16 protein-coding genes are annotated in these 16202 nt (G+C 70.7%); 8 read left to right on the top strand and 8 right to left on the bottom strand.

What is annotated here, in order from left to right:
- Nucleotides 1–35 precede the first annotated feature (35 nt).
- Nucleotides 36–1544 carry a leucyl aminopeptidase gene (locus LR394_RS11725; protein ID WP_231440898.1) on the bottom strand — a complete coding sequence of 503 codons (1509 nt, stop codon included), beginning with the start codon at nucleotides 1542–1544 and terminating at the stop codon, nucleotides 36–38.
- 183 nt (nucleotides 1545–1727) lie between these two features.
- Here LR394_RS11725 and gcvT point away from each other — a divergent pair, with 183 nt between their 5' ends.
- On the top strand, nucleotides 1728–2858 hold the full coding sequence (gcvT, locus tag LR394_RS11720) for a glycine cleavage system aminomethyltransferase GcvT (protein ID WP_231440896.1): 1131 nt from the start codon (nucleotides 1728–1730) through the stop codon (nucleotides 2856–2858).
- Between the two features lie 53 nt (nucleotides 2859–2911).
- Here gcvT and LR394_RS11715 read toward each other — a convergent pair whose 3' ends face one another.
- The 3 genes from LR394_RS11715 to LR394_RS11705 form a co-directional block, all read right to left on the bottom strand.
- Entirely contained in the window at nucleotides 2912–3760 is an 849-nt protein-coding gene (locus LR394_RS11715; RefSeq protein WP_231440894.1) for an adenosylcobinamide-GDP ribazoletransferase, read from the bottom strand.
- Nucleotides 3760–4995 (bottom strand): nicotinate-nucleotide--dimethylbenzimidazole phosphoribosyltransferase, encoded by a 1236-nt coding sequence (locus LR394_RS11710; protein WP_231440892.1) that lies wholly within the window; start codon nucleotides 4993–4995, stop codon nucleotides 3760–3762. The genes LR394_RS11715 and LR394_RS11710 overlap by 1 nt, the downstream gene beginning before the upstream one ends.
- A 90-nt stretch (nucleotides 4996–5085) precedes the next feature.
- Nucleotides 5086–6057, bottom strand: coding sequence for a bifunctional adenosylcobinamide kinase/adenosylcobinamide-phosphate guanylyltransferase (locus LR394_RS11705; protein ID WP_231440890.1), 972 nt, complete (start codon nucleotides 6055–6057; stop codon nucleotides 5086–5088).
- A 372-nt stretch (nucleotides 6058–6429) separates the two neighbouring features.
- On the opposite strand from LR394_RS11705, the gene LR394_RS11700 reads away from it, so the two are divergent.
- On the top strand, nucleotides 6430–6642 hold the full coding sequence (locus LR394_RS11700) for a hypothetical protein (protein WP_231440888.1): 213 nt from the start codon (nucleotides 6430–6432) through the stop codon (nucleotides 6640–6642).
- Between the two features lie 43 nt (nucleotides 6643–6685).
- On the opposite strand, the gene LR394_RS11695 is transcribed toward LR394_RS11700, so the two are convergent.
- Nucleotides 6686–7711: an aldo/keto reductase family protein gene (locus tag LR394_RS11695; protein WP_231440886.1), complete on the bottom strand. Its 1026-nt coding sequence runs from the start codon at nucleotides 7709–7711 to the stop codon at nucleotides 6686–6688.
- Between the two features lie 37 nt (nucleotides 7712–7748).
- Nucleotides 7749–8372: a DUF3043 domain-containing protein gene (locus LR394_RS11690; RefSeq protein ID WP_231440884.1), complete on the bottom strand. Its 624-nt coding sequence runs from the start codon at nucleotides 8370–8372 to the stop codon at nucleotides 7749–7751.
- A gap of 567 nt (nucleotides 8373–8939) precedes the next feature.
- On the opposite strand from LR394_RS11690, the gene LR394_RS11685 reads away from it, so the two are divergent.
- Both LR394_RS11685 and LR394_RS11680 read left to right on the top strand, forming a co-directional pair.
- Nucleotides 8940–9566: a TetR/AcrR family transcriptional regulator gene (locus tag LR394_RS11685; protein ID WP_231440882.1), complete on the top strand. Its 627-nt coding sequence runs from the start codon at nucleotides 8940–8942 to the stop codon at nucleotides 9564–9566.
- A gap of 83 nt (nucleotides 9567–9649) precedes the next feature.
- The gene (locus tag LR394_RS11680) at nucleotides 9650–11017 is read left to right on the top strand and encodes a dipeptidase (RefSeq protein WP_231440880.1); all 1368 of its coding nucleotides are present in this window, start codon (nucleotides 9650–9652) and stop codon (nucleotides 11015–11017) included.
- Between the two features lie 86 nt (nucleotides 11018–11103).
- Here the strand turns inward: LR394_RS11680 and nadA are convergent, their stop codons facing one another.
- A complete protein-coding gene (gene nadA, locus LR394_RS11675) occupies nucleotides 11104–12339 on the bottom strand; it encodes a quinolinate synthase NadA (RefSeq protein WP_231440879.1) in 1236 nt (411 codons plus the stop codon).
- Nucleotides 12340–12369: 30 nt separating this feature from the next.
- Between nadA and LR394_RS11670 the strand changes: the two genes are divergently transcribed.
- From LR394_RS11670 to aat, 4 genes are all read left to right on the top strand, one after another.
- Entirely contained in the window at nucleotides 12370–13524 is a 1155-nt protein-coding gene (locus LR394_RS11670; RefSeq protein ID WP_231440876.1) for a glycerate kinase family protein, read from the top strand.
- Between the two features lie 172 nt (nucleotides 13525–13696).
- On the top strand, nucleotides 13697–14074 hold the full coding sequence (locus tag LR394_RS11665) for a HesB/IscA family protein (protein ID WP_231440873.1): 378 nt from the start codon (nucleotides 13697–13699) through the stop codon (nucleotides 14072–14074).
- 113 nt (nucleotides 14075–14187) lie between these two features.
- The gene (locus LR394_RS11660) at nucleotides 14188–15171 is read left to right on the top strand and encodes a carbohydrate kinase family protein (RefSeq protein WP_231440871.1); all 984 of its coding nucleotides are present in this window, start codon (nucleotides 14188–14190) and stop codon (nucleotides 15169–15171) included.
- A 91-nt stretch (nucleotides 15172–15262) separates the two neighbouring features.
- Nucleotides 15263–15958 carry a leucyl/phenylalanyl-tRNA--protein transferase gene (aat, locus tag LR394_RS11655; RefSeq protein WP_231440870.1) on the top strand — a complete coding sequence of 232 codons (696 nt, stop codon included), beginning with the start codon at nucleotides 15263–15265 and terminating at the stop codon, nucleotides 15956–15958.
- Here aat and LR394_RS11650 read toward each other — a convergent pair.
- Entirely contained in the window at nucleotides 15939–16196 is a 258-nt protein-coding gene (locus tag LR394_RS11650; protein WP_231440867.1) for a sulfurtransferase TusA family protein, read from the bottom strand. The genes aat and LR394_RS11650 overlap by 20 nt on opposite strands.
- Nucleotides 16197–16202: the final 6 nt, after the last annotated feature.

The following is a 16202-nucleotide window of genomic DNA, read 5'->3' as shown; positions in this document are numbered from 1 at the left end:
GACGAACGGCCGGGCCTCACCCATGTGTCAGCAGGTCAGTGCAGCGGAGACTCGGCCAGCGACTCGCAGAGCGCCACCATGGTGCGCACCCCGTGCCCGGTGCCTCCGGCCGGCGTGTAGCCGTACGCGGAACCGGTGTTGTAGGAGGGGCCTGCGATGTCCAGGTGCGCCCACGAGACCTGAGCGCCCTCGTCCGTCGAGGGCACGAACTCCTTCAGGAACAGCCCGGCCACCAGCATCCCGCCGAAGCGCTCACCGATGTTGGCGATGTCGGCCACCCGCGAGTCCATGCTCGGGCGCAGCTCGGCCGGCAGCGGCATCGGCCAGAACGCCTCACCGGCCTGCTCGGCAACGTTGTGCACCAGGCCCCGCAGATCGTCGTCGTTCGCCATGATCGCCGAGGTCCGCGAGCCGAGCGCCACCAGCTGGGCCCCGGTCAGGGTGGCGATGTCGACGATCACGTCCGGCTTCGTCTCACCGGCCGCCACGATCGCGTCGGCCAGCACCAGCCGACCCTCGGCGTCGGTGTTCAGCACCTCGACGGTGCGCCCGCCGCGGATCGTGATCACGTCGGAGGGCCGCTGCGCGGTACCCGAGGGCATGTTCTCGGCCAGCGCCAGCCAGCCGCTGACCTGGATCGGCAGCCCGAGCTCGGCGATCGCCGCCACCGCGTGCAGCACGGCCGCGGCGCCCGACATGTCGCTCTTCATGTCGTCCATGTTCGCGGCGGGCTTGATCGACAGGCCGCCGGAGTCGAACGTGATGCCCTTGCCGACCAGCGCGACGTGGGTGGTGGCCCCGGCCGGCTTGTAGTCCAGCCGGACCAGCCGCGGCGGCCGCGAGGAGCCCTGGCCGACCGCGATCAGGCCGCCGTAACCGCCCTTGAGCAGCTTCTTCTCGTCCAGCACGGTGACCGCTACGGGCAGGTCCTTGACCAGCTGCTGGGCGTCCTCGGCGAACTGGGCCGGGTACAGGTCGATCGGCGCGGTGTTGATCAGGTCGCGGGTGCCGTGCACCGCGTCGGCCAGCACCTTGGCGCGGCGGATACCGGCCCGCGCGGCGGTGTTCGCGGCAGCCGGGCCGGCCACGACGATCGCGCCCACCGGGTTCTTGCCGCCGCCGTTGCTGCGGTAACGGTTGTACGTGTAGGCGCCGAACAGCGCGCCTTCGGCCACCGCGGTGACCTCTTCACCGGTGCTGACCGGCAGTCCGAACACGACCTTGCCGAGACCGGCGAGCTCGCGGGTGGCGGCGCCGGCGGCGCGCCGCAGGGTCTCCAGACCCACTTCGCGCACCGGGCCGAGGCCGACCAGGACCACCGACTTGGCGGACACCCCGGCGACGGAAGGAATCCGGTGCAGCGTTTCCTTGGCTCCGGTGGCTCCCACCGCCTTGAGCGCCTGGGTCAGCGACGTGCGGACAGGCGTGGGCAGCGCCTGTGCTCCGGCGACGACCGCGCCGGAGTTGTTGGTACCGATGCCGATGACCAGAGCATCGGCAGACTGACTTACAGCATCCTTGGCTGTGACACTGAGCGAGGGCAAGGGGAGTCCTTTGACGTCAACGGGCTGACCGACGAATCCTAGGCCCGCCCCTGACCGGCTCGCAGAACGTGTCCCCCCAACGCCACGTCGCCCCCTGCCGCACAACTACGTGACTGGCAGCCGGGAAGCGTCCACAATCCTCATCGATACGGTTCGTGCGGTCGCCCGAGAAGGGAAGAACGGATGCCCGAGACGTTCGACGGCATGGGCACGCACCTGCGACGTACCCCGCTGTACGAACGGCACCGGGCTCTGGGCGCCAAGCTCGCCGATTTCGGTGGCTGGGAGATGCCGATCGAGTACGCGGCGAGTGGCGTGCTCAGGGAGCATCAGGCGGTGCGCGAGCGGGTCGGCGTGTTCGACGTCAGCCACCTGGGCAAGATCGAGGTGCGGGGCCCGGGTGCCCGGGACTTCGTGAACAGCTGCCTGACCAACGACCTGAACCGGATCGGCCCTGGTCAGGCGCAGTACACACTGTGCTGCGACGAGAAGACCGGCGGTGTGGTGGACGATCTAATCGCCTACCTGAGGGCGGACGACGACATCCTGCTGGTGCCCAACGCGGCCAACTGTGCCGAGGTGGCGCGCAGGCTGACCGTGGCTGCCCCGCCCGGTCTGGAGATCAGCGATCGGCACGACGGGTACGGCGTGATTGCGGTGCAGGGGCCGAAAGCGGACGAGACGCTCGCCGCCGTGGGTCTGCCCGCCGGATACGAGTACATGAGTTTTGTGGACGTAGTGTGGCAAGGCCTCCCGCTGATCGTCTGCCGTACCGGATACACCGGCGAGCGGGGGTACGAGCTGCTCCCCGCCTGGGAAGTTACTCCCGCGCTCTGGGACCGGCTGATTGAGGCCGCGCAGGAATGGGACGGCCTGCCCTGTGGTCTCGGCGCGCGGGACACACTTCGTACCGAGATGGGTTACTCGCTGCACGGCCACGAACTGACCGAGGAGATCAGCCCGGTACAGGCCCGGCTCGGCTGGGCGGTGGGCTGGAAGAAGCCCACCTTCTGGGGTCGCGATGCGTTGGTCGCCGAGAAAACCGCAGGTCCGCGCCGGATCGCCCGCGCTCTGGTCGCGCTGGGCCGGGGGGTGCCCCGCGCCGAGATGGACGTGCTGGACACCGAGCAGAACGTCATCGGCCGCACTACCTCCGGCACGTTCTCGCCGACCCTCAAACAGGGCATCGCGCTGGCCTTGCTGGACCCGTCGGTGCCAGAGGGCGCGGAAGTCGCGGTCTCGATCAGAGGACGAGCGTTGCCCTGTCGGGTTGTCCATCCCCCTCTCGTCGAGGCAGCGACCCGTCAGATCTAAACCAGAGGACGTCGGCGAGACTCAGGATTCGCCGGTCACCGACGTCCTCTGGTTCAGGAAACCGCGACCAACGCGAGTAATGCGGCCGCGGTGCCGAGTTCTACTCCCGCGCCGATGATGTCGCCGGTTATCCCGCCCAGTCGATTGGTGGCGCGGCGGGCAAGAATCTGGGCGGTCAGCACCGTGGTGGCCACGGCGACTGGCCCCGCCCACCAGGAGAGGCCAGCTGCAAGCCCGGTGAAAGCCGTGACCAGAAGCGTTATCGCCACGCACCCGATGAGCAGCGTCCAGGAGACCGAACCCGCCACCATCGCCCCGAGCCCCTTCGGGCGGGCCGAAGGGACGCCGGAACGACAGAGCACGGGGATGGCCACCCGAGCGACCACGGCCACGGTGACGACGACAAAGGACGCGGCGAGGTCACCGCGCCAGCCCAAGTTGCTTCCCTGCTGAGCGATGGCCAGTACCTGGCTCAAAGTCGTGACCTGAAGCAGCAAGACCACCACGAGCATGACGGCCCCGGCCGGTCCGCTGTCGCCGCGGCGCATGACGTCCAGAGCTTTGCTGCGGTCGTAACTGGCCGTGAATCCATCGGCCGTGTCGGCCAAACCGTCTAGGTGCAGCGCTCGTGTGGACAGGGCGAACACCGCGACGACGAGCACCGCGACAACCAGGAAGCTGAATCCCAGCCGTAGGGCGACGAACGCGACCAGCCAGCCGCCCAATCCGGGGACGAGCCCGGCCAGCGGCGCGAGCACCATAGCCCGCCCTGGCACTGGTGGTGCGATGCTCGTGGGGGCAGGTACCGGGAACGCGGTGAGGGTTCCGAAGGCGAGCCGTAGGGCATTGGAACCAGAGGACGCGGAAGAACCCAGGACCCCTTCGCCCTGGGACGAGGACATCAGCGTTGCTCGTTACTGTCGGAGTCCGGCTCGGCGTTAGGGCTGTCCTCTTGCCTGTCGGCCGGATCGGCCGGGGTAGAGCCGCTCTCGTCCGCGCCAGTGGTGAGGCCATCTAGGAGCGGCGCCGCAAAGTCCGAGCCGGGCATCCCCGCCACCGCAGCATCGACGGCCGCTGCTTCCGCCCCACTTGCCTCGAGCCCGGCCGCGCCAAGCCCGGCCGCGCCAAGCCCGGCCGCGCCAAGCCCGGCCGCGCCAAGCCCGGCCGCGCCAAGCCCGGCGGCACCGAGACCAGCCGCATCGCTCAGCCCACCGGCCGGCCCGCCATCCCCGGAGCCCTCGTCGTCCGCGCCCGCAGATTCCTCGGCCGGGGCGTCTTCGTTCTCAGCTCCGGCTGCTTCGCCACGCTCCTGCGCCCGCAGCACCGCTGTCTCCAGCAGTTGCAAGGTGAAACGAGCCGCGGTGCCGTCGCCCTCGTCCAGCCCCAGGTCGGTCAGCGCCGTCAGCCGCAGCTCTTCCAGCATCCGGCGAGTCAGCACCGCCCGCCCGGAATCCGCTGCCATCCACCAACTCCGCGACGCCGGAGCCAGCCGAGCCGCCAGGAGCCCGCACGTAACCGCCACCGGGCCATCAAGAACCGCCGGGGTACGCCGGGCCGCCGCCTGGAGCAGCAATCCCGTCCCTGCCAGCAGTTCCCGGTTCTCCAGCAGGTGCAGCAGCTTGAACGGGTCCTTCCGGTTACCCCGGACGACCTTGATCCCGTCACGGATCCGCGCCACCCGGGCGATCCACTCGTGATCGGTCTGCCCCGGCACCGGCCAGCCCGCCGCCTCTACCGCGTCCAGCCCGAGCACCTGCGCCGCCGCGACCTGCCAGGTCACATCGTCCTCGGGCATCGGCACGCTGAACAGGATCAGGTCGGTGCCGTCGTCCACCGCGTCGTCGGCGGTGGCGATACCCCAGTCCAGCGCGTCCGGCGCAGACTGCGGCGCGGTGAAGCGGTGCAGCACCACCTCGGAACGCACCGGCCCGGCCACCCCGGTGTGAGGCAGCCAGAAATGCTCGACCCGCTGGGGGAGCTGCTTACCCACCACCTCGGCCCACCACCGGGCCACCTCGTCCAGCCGGTCCCCGCCGGGGCTGGGCACGCTGTTCCGGGGGCGGGCCCGCAAGCCACCCGAGGAACCGTCCGGCGTGGTGATGAGGGCAGCGATCCGGGTGAGTTCATCCTCCTGCACGGCGCCCATCATGACGGCCCGACCTGAACCCTGCCGAACGGGGCCACCGCCCCCGGATCGATCTGCCCCCGCGGCCCACAAAAAACCAGCTCAGGGGTCGGTGCGCAGGAGCCGTCCGGCGACCACGACGAAGACGTCCTCGCTGGCGTCGGCCAGTTTCGCGTTGAGCCGGCCGAGCTGATCCCGGAACAACCGCCCGGACTCGGTGGCCGGCACGATCGACCAACCCACCTCGTCCGAGACCGCGACCAGCGGGGCCGAGCGCCCGGTCCAGGCCTGCAGCAGCTCCTCAACATCTGCGTCCAACTGCTCCCGCCAGCCCGGCCGGTCGTCCCAGGCGCCGCAACGGTCCAGCACGCCACTCAGCCAGGTGCCCACCGAGTCCAGCAGAATCGCCCGCCCGTCCTCGGCCAGGGGCTGGACCACGTCGATCGTCTCGAGTGTGCTCCACCACGCCGGGCGCCGGTCCTGATGCTTGCGCACCCGGGCGTTCCACTCGTCGTCTTCTGGGTGCTCGGTGGGCGACTGCTCGTCGTCCGGGCCCGGCAAGGACGAGACATCTTCGGCAGCAGTCGGTTTGGGGCCGGTGGCCAGATACACCACCTCGGGCGCGGCCGAGAGCATCTGCTCCGCGAAAGCCGACTTGCCCGAGCCCGAACCACCCAGCACCAGCACCCGCCCGGCCGTCGCCCCGACTCTGGCCACCGCAGCGGCTGACGAAGCCGCAGCGCCGTCGGACTCCAGATCCAGCGTCTGCCCGAGCGCACCGAGTTCAGCGCCCCAGACCGGAAGACAAGCAGCCAGTCGCGCCGGATGGGTCTCGCGATGCCCGAAACCGAGCAGAACGCAGCGGGTGCCCGGCCCGATCACCCCGGCAGCGCGCAGCCGGGCCAGAGTGCGGGCGCACCCCACCGAAGGCATCTCCCCGTCGTCCGCCGCAGCGTTGGGCACCGGCCCCAGGTAGATCGCCCGCGGAGCCTGACCGCCCAACTGCCGGTTCAGCGCCTCGACCACCACATCATCGGGTTCGCCTACCTGGGGAGCCCAGACCACCGTCCCCATTACCGGTGTCTGGACTACCACTACACCCGCGCCGACCTCAGCAAAGTCGACCCCGGCGAACCCAGCACCATCGGACAGGTTCCGCGAAGACGTACCCCCGCCCGACGCGTTCCCCGATATTGCTCCATCGACCCCGATCGCCCACCCGTCGGAGGACTCCAGCCGCGCGGGTTCGCGAATCTCGCCGGCGCGCCGAGCCCGGGAGCAGGCGGCGCAGGCGCACACCTTGGCAGGAAAACCCTCCGCCGGGCCGATACCGGTGAGCGTAAGCCGCATCGCTCGGCCTCCAAGGTCGAATCAAGGCGTAACGGGTCAGGAAAAGTGACCGTAGAACAGCTGGCCCGCAGGGCCGTTTCAATTACCGTAGGAGGGGTGAACTCCTGGACCTGGCGGTACGAGGCAGCGGACGGCTCGACCCTGAACGGATCTGAGCTACCCCGCACCGGTTTCCCCAATCAGGCCGATGCGGAGAGCTGGGTCGGCGAGAGCTGGCACGACCTGCTCGCCGCCGGAGTTGAACAGGTCAGCCTGCTCAACTCCGGCGAGAAGGTCTACGGCCCGATGAGCCTGCGCCCGCTGGCCTGAAACCGGCCCGGGGGCGCAAGCCCTCAGCCACCTCAGCCAGGAGTCAGACTCGGGGCTGCACCGGCGGACGGCCCTTGGGCGCCCGGCGGCTGGTCCAGGTGGGGTCGTTGTTCACCGCGTCGCCCAGCACCTCGTCGATCCGGGCCAGCAGCTCGGGCTCGAGCTTCACACCGACCGCGGCGACGTTCTCCTTGACCTGCTCGGGCCGGGAGGCGCCGATGATGGCCGAGGCGACGTTCGGGTTCTGCAGCACCCAGGCCACCCCGAGCTGGGCCATGGTCAGACCGGTCTCGTCGGCCACCGCCTTCAGCCCCTGCACCCGGGTCAGCACGTCGTCCTTCATCCAGCGGGAGATGAAGTCGGCGCCGCCCTTGGTGTCGGTGGCCCGCGAGCCCTCCGGCGGCGCCTGGCCCGGCTGGTACTTGCCGGTGAGCACGCCCTGCGCGAGCGGCGAGAAGACGATCTGCGAGACGCCCAGGTCCTGGCTGGCCGGCACCACCTCGGGCTCGATCACCCGCCAGAGCATGGAGTACTCCGGCTGGTTCGAGATCAGGTGGATGCCCAGGTCGTCGGCCAGCACCCGGCCGGCCCGCAGCTGGTCGGCCGTCCACTCGCTGACCCCGATGTACAGCGCCTTGCCCGAGCGCACCACGTCGGCGAACGCCAGCATGGTCTCTTCCAGCGGCGTCTCCACGTCGAAGCGGTGCGCCTGGTACACGTCCACGTAGTCGGTCCGCAGCCGGCGCAGCGACGCGTTGATCGACTCGGTGATGTGCTTGCGGGAGAGCCCGGCGTCGTTCGCGCCCTTGGGCCCGGTGGCCCAGTAGACCTTGGTGAAGATCTCCAGGCTCTCGCGGCGCTCACCGGCCAGCGCCTCGCCGAGGACCGACTCGGCCGCCCCGTTCGCGTACCCGTCGGCCGTGTCGAACGAGGTGATGCCTACGTCGAGCGCCGCCCGCACGCACTGGGTGGCCACGTCGTTCTCCACCTGGAGCCCGTGGGTGATCCAGTTGCCGTACGTCAGCTCACTGATTTTCAGGCCGCTGCGGCCCAGATACCGATACTCCATGCCGGTGACCCTACGGGGCGCCACCGACAGAACGGCCTCAGGAGGGGTAGTTGCCCCGCTCGACCATCACCTTGGGCATCCGGCCGCGGCGGAACTGCAGCGCGCGCATCATGCCGTAGGTGCCGGCCCCGGCCGTGCCCGGCACGTTGCGGCCCTCGAACTTGGCGTCCACCAGGCGCTGCACGCGCTTGCGCAGCAGGTACGAGTCAACCGCGATGACCAGCACGAAGCCGTACAGCAGGACCAGCGAGAACAGCCGCAGGGCGGGGATGTTCACCACGCCGAACAGCAGCGAGAACAACGCCACCGGCAGGAAGTACTCGCCGAGGTTGCGGCGGGCGTCGATGTAGTCGCGCACGAAGCGGCGGGCCGGGCCCTTGTCCCGGGCCGGCAGGTAGCGCTCGTCGCCCGATGCCATCGCCTGGCGCGCCTTCATCCGCTCCTCGCGGGCGACGGCGTTGCGGGCCTGACGGGCGGCCTTGCGCTCGGCCCGGGTGGCTCCCTTGGGCGCCGGCGGGGCACCGATCAGCGGGCGCTTGTTCCGCATTTCCGACTCGCGCCGGGTGGGTGTGGGGCGGCCCTTGCCCCCTGCCTTGACCGGCTGCGGCGCCTGGGGCTCCTCGGGGGCGGCAGTCGCTGCGGCCTTGCTACGTCCGAACACGCCATCAGGGTAACCGCCCCCGGCCGGTGCTGGGCTCATCCGCAGGTCACCGCCCGATACCGATCGCGGCCGGACCCCCGGCCGAGCGGCCGACCGTGCAGTAGCCCGTGCACCCGATCATGCAGCCAGGCGGAATCGGAGCCGAACCGGCTGTGCGAAGAAGCGGACAAGGATGCCTCCGACGTGGGAGCGTTGTCCTGCGGTCATCGTGCTTCCGCAGCCCGCCGGGCGGGTAGGCAGCTGGGAGCACCACCCGGTCCTGAACCAGGACCTGGCGTGGGATGCACGGTGCCGTCCGCGGGGAGACCGTCCGGGTCGCGAGCGACCAGGACCGGTCGAACGGGGTGGCATCGGCCAAGGCGCGTGGAGGGACCGCGCCGGCACCGGTGCCTGTTCTCCCGCGGGCATCACGCGTCAACCGGCACGGCGTTGCACAACGGGCCAGCACGTCTCGACGTGATCCATGGGACAGCCTCCGGAATCGAACCATTCGGTGATCCGGCTCGTTGGAATTCACTGTGTCGTGCACTGTCCGTATCCGAGCAACAACAGCATTGGGGGGTCGAGATGCCGGTCATCCAGCGGCGTGCCCAGGACACCCGCTCTGCGCTGCTCCACGCGGCCCGGCAGGTGTTCGCCGACGTGGGGTACAGCGACGCGAGCGTTGCCGAGGTGGTGTCGCGGGCCGGGTCCAGCGTGGGCAGCATGTACCACCACTTCGGTGGTAAGGCCGATCTGTACACCGCGCTCTACGACGGTTTCCAGACCAGGCAGGACGCCCGCGCCGACGGTGCGGTCCGGGCGGCCATGGCCGAGGGCGAGTGGGATCCGGTGGCCCTGACGGCCGCGGGTTCCCGGGCGTTCCTCCAGGGTGCCTGGGCCGAGCGGGATCTGGCCCGGTTGTTCCTCACCGGGGACGGCCCGCCCGGGTTCGACCAGGTGCTGCGCGACGGCTTCACCGGCTGGGCGCAGCGCAGCGGGGCCAGCCTGCGCACGGCCGAGGGCCGTCCGCTGAACCAGGCTCATCTGCTGGTCATCGGCTCGGTCATCGCGGCCGGGGCCCGGGAGGTCACCAACCAGCCCGACTCGCTGGCGGCCGCGGCCTTCACCGAGGACGTGGTGGCCATGCTCGACCGGCTCTGCCGGCCGGGCGCGGACATCCGCGAGCGGGACCTGGCCGAACAGCCCGGCTAAGCGGGATCCGGTCATTCGGCCGGACGTACGAAGCAGCGACGGTGTTACGCGCCACACCGTCGCTGCTGGATAGTTTCAGGGGCATGAGCAACAAGCCGTACACCCCTGATACCGAAGTTCTCCGCACGCGCCTGGCCGAACTGATGCCCCAGGTGCGGGCGGACCTGGAACGACTCGTCCGGATCCCGAGCGTCTCCGCCGACGCCTTCGACCAGTCCACGCTGGAGCACAGCGCCGACGCGGTCGCCGAGTTGCTGCGCGGAGCCGGGATCGAAGATGTCGAGATCCTGCGGGCCGAAGGTGGCCGCCCGGCCGTCGTCGGCCGTCGCCCCGCTCCCGCGGGCGCCCCCACCGTCATGCTGTACGCCCACCACGACGTGCAGCCGCCCGGTCCTGAGCAGGACTGGGAGAGCCCGGCTTTCGAGCCGACCGAGCGCAACGGCCGGCTGTACGCCCGCGGCGCGGCCGACGACAAGGCCGGAATCATGGCCCACGTCGCGGCGCTGCGGGTGCTGGGCGACGAACTCGGCGTCGGGCTGGTGCTGTTCATCGAGGGCGAGGAGGAGATCGGCTCCCCGACCTTCACCCCCTTCCTGATGGAGTACCGCGAGCGGCTGGCCGCCGACGTGATCGTGGTGGCCGACTCGGCGAACTGGAAGATCGGGGTGCCCGGCCTGACCACCACGCTGCGCGGTCTGGTCGACGGCACGATCACGGTGCGCACGCTGAAGCACGCGGTGCACTCGGGCCTGTACGGCGGGCCGGTGCCGGACGCGATGCTGGCCACCACCCGGCTGCTCAACTCGTTCTGGACCGAGGACGGCACGCTGGCGGTGGCGGGCCTGAAGACGGGGGAGAGCGATCCGCTGGAGTACCCGGAGGCCGACTTCCGCAGCGACTCGGGCCTGCTCGAAGGGGTGGAGCTGATCGGGACCGGTTCGCTCACCTCGCGGATCTGGACCCGCCCGACGCTGAGCATCATCGGGATCGACGCGCCCTCGGTGGCGCAGGCCTCCAACACCCTGATCCCCGAGGTCACGGTCAAGTTCTCGGTGCGGATCGCGCCCGGCCAGGACCCGGCGGCGGCGTTCGCGGCGATCGAGGAGCACGTCCGGGCGAACACCCCGTTCGGGGCCCAGGTCCAGGTGCGTGCGGGCGAGGCCGGGCACGCGTTCCAGGCCGATGTCAGCGGTCCGGTCTACGACGTGGCGCGCTGGGCGATGGAGCAGGCCTGGGGTACGCCGCCGGTGGGTATCGGGATCGGCGGCTCGATCCCGTTCATCGCCGACCTGCTGGAGGTGTACCCCGAGGCCACCGTGCTGCTGACCGGCGTGGAGGACCCGGACTCGCGGGCGCACGGGGCGAACGAGTCGCTGCACCTGGGCGAGTTCGAGCGGGTCTGCCTGGCGGAGGCTCTGTTGCTGGCGGCCCTGGGTTCAGATCAGAACTAGGGACGTTGTGGTGGGCGATCCGGGCCGAGTCACCTTCGGCCCGGATCACCCGGCGCTCAGAACGACTTCTGCAGCTCAGCGGCAGGTCACAGGCCCGGCAGGGCCAGCATCTGGTCCAGCGCGACGCGGGCCCAGTGCGCCACGTCCGGGTCGACCACGATCCGGTTGACCGGGCGCCCGGCGGCCAGCGACTCCAGGGTCCAGACCAGGTGCGGCAGGTCGATCCGGTTCATCGTGGAGCAGTAGCAGACGGTGCGGTCCAGGTAGCTGATCTTCAGGTCCGGGTGGGCCTTGGCCAGCCGGCGCACCAGGTTCAGCTCGGTGCCGATCGCCCAGGCGCTGCCGGCCGGGGCGGCCTGAATGGTGCGGATGATGTACTCGGTGGAGCCGACCTGATCGGCCTGGGACACCACCTCGTGCGTGCACTCGGGGTGGACCAGCACGTTCACGTCCGGCACCCGGCGGCGCACGGTGGCCACGTTCTCGGCGGTGAAGCGGCCGTGCACCGAGCAGTGCCCGCGCCAGAGAATCATCCGGGCGTTCTTCAGCTGCTCGACGGTGAGCCCGCCCATCGGCTTGTGCGGGTTGTAGACCACGCAGTCGTCCGGGCTGAACCCCAGGTCGCGCACCGCGGTGTTGCGGCCCAGGTGCTGGTCGGGCAGGAAGAACACCTTGGCCTGCGGCCGCTGCGCGAATGCCCAGTTCAGCGCGACCTCGGCGTTGGAGGAGGTGCACACCGTGCCGCCGTGCCGGCCGGTGAAGGCCTTGATCGCGGCCGAGGAGTTCATGTAGGTGATCGGCACGACGTCCTCGGCCACCCCGGCCTCGACCAGGGTGTCCCAGGCCTCCTCGACCTGCCCGATCGCGGCCATGTCGGCCATCGAGCAGCCCGCGGCCAGGTCCGGCAGCACGACCTGCTGGTGGGCGGCGGTGAGGATGTCGGCGCTCTCGGCCATGAAGTGCACACCGCAGAAGACGATGAACTCCGCGTCCGGGCGATTGGCGGCGTCACGGGCGAGCTTGAACGAGTCGCCGGTGACGTCGGCGAACTCGATCACCTCGTCGCGCTGGTAGTGGTGCCCGAGTACGAACGCGTTGGAGCCCAGGGCCTGGCGGGCGGCGTGGGCGCGGGCCACCAGGTCCGGGTCGGAGGCCGCGGGCAGGTCGCCCGGGCACTCGACGCCGCGCTCGCTGCCCAGGTCCTGAGCGCGGCCGAGCAGGAGCAGAGCGGCCGGGGCAGAAGCCGGTTCGGCGAACGAGGACGGGCCCGGAAGCCGGCTCTCGGGGAGGGACTCGACCGATCCTTCGGTCCTCGTAGTCATCCAGACATCATCCCATGACATGATTTTCGCGTGCGTGTGGTAATCGCCCCAGACAGCTTCTCCGGTTCACTCACCGCGCCGGCCGCGGCCGAGGCCCTGGCGGCGGGCTGGAGACGTCATGCACCCGCCGATGACCTGGACCTTTGCCCGCTCTCGGACGGCGGGCAGGGTTTTGTCGACGCGCTCGCGGCGGCGCTGCCGGGCCGGCTGGTCCCGGTCGAGGTCACTCCAGCGGTGGGTCGTCCGGCACTCTGCGTTATCTTCGTCACGTCGGACGAAACCGGGCAGACCACCGCATATGTCGAGTCGGCGCAGGCCTGCGGGCTGGACCAGGTGCCGGTCGCCGAGCGCGACCCGGGCACCGCCACCAGCTTCGGGCTGGGCACCCTGATCGGCGCCGCCGTGCAGACCGGAGCCACCCGCATCGTGGTCGGCATCGGGGGAGTGGCCAGCAACGACGCCGGAGCCGGGCTGCTCGCAGGTCTGGCCGCGGCGCTCGGCCTGGAGCTACCCGAACGGCTCAGCCGGGGCGGGGCTGCGCTGAAGGGCCTCACTGCCGAGGACCTGCCCGGCCTGAACCTCCTGCGTGAGCGCCTGGCCGGGATCGAGTTCGTCGCCGCCACCGACTCCGACGTGGTGCTGCTCGGCTTCAAGGGGGTCAGCGCGCTGCACGCCAAGGAGAAGGGTGCGAGCCCGGAACTGGCCCAGGAGCTGGACCTGGCGCTCGCCGACTTCGCCCGGGCCGCGGTGGATGCCACGGCCCAGCCGCAGAAGCTGGTGGCGCTGGCCGGGTCGGGTGCCGGAGGCGGTCTCGGCTTCGGCCTGTTCCTGCTCGGCGCCACCCGCGAACCCGGGGCCGCGCTGGTCACCGAGGCCGTGGGGCTGGCCGAACGGCTGGCCGGGGCCGACGTGGTGGTTACCGGCGAGGGCCTGCTGGACTGGCAGTCGCTGCGCGGCAAGGTGGTCACCGCCGTGGCCAAGCACGCCCTGGACAGCGCCGTACCCACCGTCGTGGTCGCCGGGCAGGTGCAGGTCGGGCGGCGTGAACTGCTCTCGGTCGGCGTGGAGTCGGCCTACCCGGTGGCCCGGACCCCGGCCGAGATCCAGGCCTCGCTGGCCGATCCGGCCGGGCGCCTGGCCGACCGGGCCGAGCGGGTGGCCCGCACCTGGTCACCCCGGAGGTGACGTACGCTGGAAAACGGCGTCCGGACCGGGCCAGGATTTCCGGGGTAACCGGGAATTACCCGGAGCGGAACACCGCTGATGCGATGTGCAGATGTGGTGCCCGCCCCGACCGGGGACCGGGTGCACGAGTGAACCGGCCGACCTGACCGTTCAACGAGCAGGAGATCTACGCATGACCGTCAACGAGACCGAGCAGAGCGCCACCGAGACCGAGGCGAAGCCGGCCCACGGCGTGCTGCTCACCGACGTCGCCGCCGGCAAGGTGAAGAGCCTGCTGGAGCAGGAGGGCCGCGACGACCTGCGGCTGCGGATCGCGGTGCAGCCGGGCGGCTGCTCCGGCCTGGTGTACCAGCTCTACTTCGACGAGCGCTCGCTCGACGGCGACCTGGTGCGCGACTTCGACGGGGTCGGCGTGGTCGTCGACCGGATGAGCTCCCCGTACCTCGAGGGCGCCACCATCGACTTCGCCGACACCATCGAGAAGCAGGGCTTCACGATCGACAACCCGAACGCCGGCGGCAGTTGCGCCTGTGGTGACAGCTTCCACTGATTCGCCCGATCACGGCAGTCCGCACCCCTCGGGTGCGGACTGTTTCGTTTTGTGGCACTCACGGGCCGTTGGTCACCCGTTCCGGGGCACCTGCACCGGTAGGCTCCACAGTCGTGCGTATCGCGGTTACCGGGTCCATTGCGACCGACCATCTGATGACCTTCGACGGCCGTTTCGCCGACAGCCTGCTCGCGGAGCAGCTGGAGAAGGTTTCCCTCTCCTTCCTCGTCGGGGACCTGCAGATCCGGCGCGGGGGCGTCGGCTGCAACATCTCCTTCGGCCTGGGCAACCTGGGCCTGCGCCCGTTGCTGGTCGGCTCGGCGGGGGAGGACTTCGCCGAGTACCGCTCCTGGCTGGAGCGCCACAACGTGGACTGCTCCGGGGTGCGGATCTCGCAGACCCAGCACACCGCCCGGTTCATCTGCACCACCGACTCCGAGCAGGCGCAGATCGCCTCCTTCTACCCGGGGGCGATGTCCGAGGCCAGCCAGATCGAGCTCGGCCCGCTCGGCGCCGAGGCCCCGATCGAGCTGGTGGTGATCAGCCCGAACGACCCGGAGGCGATGCTGCGGCACACCGAGGAGTGCCGCAGCCGCGGCATCCCGTTCGCGGCCGACCCCTCGCAGCAGCTGGCCTGGGCCGACGGCCCGCTGATCCGGCAGTACATCGACGGCGCCACCTACCTGTTCAGCAACGACTACGAGGCCGGGCTGATCGAGTCCAAGACCGGCTGGAGCGCCGGGGAGATCCTCGAGCGGGTCGGGATGCGGGTCACCACGCACGGCGAGAAGGGCGTGTTCATCGAGGCCAAGGGCGCCGAGACGATCCACGTGCCGATCGTCGAGGCCACCCGGCTGGCCGACCCGACCGGGATCGGCGACGCCTTCCGGGCCGGTTTCCTGGCCGGTACCGCCTGGGAGCTCGGCCCCGAGCGCAGTGCCCAGGTCGGGGCCACGCTGGCCACCCTGGTGCTGGAGACGGTGGGCCCGCAGGAGTACAACCTGTCCCGGGCGAGCTTCCTGGAGCGCTTCACCGCGGTCTACGGTGCGGCCGCGGCGGCGGACCTGGAACCCCACCTCGTCACCTTCCGCCCGTAACTGCCGGAGGGTTGTGCGCGAGCAGGAGCACCGGCAGCAGCTCGAAGGCCGGCAACGACGTGAGGAACGGTTCTTCGGGAGGCCGGCAGAGATGACCGAGCAGCCCGTCGAGCCGGTGGCCAGCCGGTACGCCTTCGACCTGTCGGTGGCGGTGCCGGGCGAGGACCTGATCGGGGTCGGCGCCGACCTGGAACCCGGCACCCTGCTGGCCGGTTACCGCTCGGCGGTGTTCCCGATGGGCCTCGGCCGGCACGGTCGGGGCCCGCTGGGCTGGTGGTCGCCCGACCCGCGCGGGGTCCTGCCGCTGGGCGGGCTCAAGGTCAGCCGGTCGTTGCGCAAGACCCTGAAGACCTTCGAGATCCGGGTCGACACGGCGTTCGAGGAGGTCGTGGCCGGTTGCGCGGACGTGCGCCGGCCCGGCCGCTGGATCACCCCGCGGATCGCCGAGGCCTACCGTCGCCTGCACGACCTGGGGTGGGCGCACTCGGTGGAGTGCTGGCGCGACGGACGGCTCGTGGGCGGGCTTTACGGCGTGGGTATCGGCGGCCTGTTCGCAGGGGAGTCGATGTTCCACCGGGAGACCGACGCCTCCAAGGCCGCGCTGGTCGGACTGGTCGGGATGCTGATGGAAGACGGCGACGAGCGCAGACTGCTCGACGTCCAGTGGCGCACCGACCATCTGGCCAGCCTCGGGGTCGTGGAGCTCGGCCGGTCCGAGTACCAGGCCCGGCTCGAGGAGGCGCTACAGCTGCCGCGCCCGTCGATCTTCAGCCAGCCGCCGCGCTGACCTTCACCTCGCTGCGCAGGAAGCCACCGTTCTCGTCGGCGCTCCACTCCTGACTCACCACCTCCGCGCCGCGCATCCGGCACCAGGCGGCGATATCCGGTTCCGCCGCCGGGTCGGTGCTGAGCACGGTGATCGTGCTTCCCGGCACGGCCAGGCGGGCGGCGGCGGCCAGGCGGATGATCGGCAGGGGGCAACGCAGTCCCCGCGCGTCCACGATTGGGTGACCAAGCTCGTCCATTGTTGG

The sequence above is a fragment of the Kineosporia babensis genome (genome assembly GCF_021129305.1).
GTDB lineage: Bacteria > Actinomycetota > Actinomycetes > Actinomycetales > Kineosporiaceae > Kineosporia > Kineosporia babensis.
The sequence above is the reverse complement of the archived record's forward strand: the minus strand, read 5'-3'. Positions and strand labels throughout refer to the sequence as shown.

Bases quoted from the DNA above. Each gene is read 5' to 3' on its own strand.
- LR394_RS11680 (WP_231440880.1), top strand. From the start codon at position 9,650: ATGAGCAACAAGCCGTACACCCCTGATACCGAAGTTCTCCGCACGCGC.
- LR394_RS11695 (WP_231440886.1), bottom strand. From the start codon at position 7,711: ATGGAGTATCGGTATCTGGGCCGCAGCGGCCTGAAAATCAGTGAGCTG.
- LR394_RS11665 (WP_231440873.1), top strand. From the start codon at position 13,697: ATGACCGTCAACGAGACCGAGCAGAGCGCCACCGAGACCGAGGCGAAG.
- nadA (WP_231440879.1), bottom strand. From the start codon at position 12,339: ATGACTACGAGGACCGAAGGATCGGTCGAGTCCCTCCCCGAGAGCCGG.
- aat (WP_231440870.1), top strand. From the start codon at position 15,263: ATGACCGAGCAGCCCGTCGAGCCGGTGGCCAGCCGGTACGCCTTCGAC.
- gcvT (WP_231440896.1), top strand. From the start codon at position 1,728: ATGCCCGAGACGTTCGACGGCATGGGCACGCACCTGCGACGTACCCCG.
- LR394_RS11650 (WP_231440867.1), bottom strand. From the start codon at position 16,196: ATGGACGAGCTTGGTCACCCAATCGTGGACGCGCGGGGACTGCGTTGC.
- LR394_RS11705 (WP_231440890.1), bottom strand. From the start codon at position 6,057: ATGGGGACGGTGGTCTGGGCTCCCCAGGTAGGCGAACCCGATGATGTG.
- LR394_RS11715 (WP_231440894.1), bottom strand. From the start codon at position 3,760: ATGTCCTCGTCCCAGGGCGAAGGGGTCCTGGGTTCTTCCGCGTCCTCT.
- LR394_RS11685 (WP_231440882.1), top strand. From the start codon at position 8,940: ATGCCGGTCATCCAGCGGCGTGCCCAGGACACCCGCTCTGCGCTGCTC.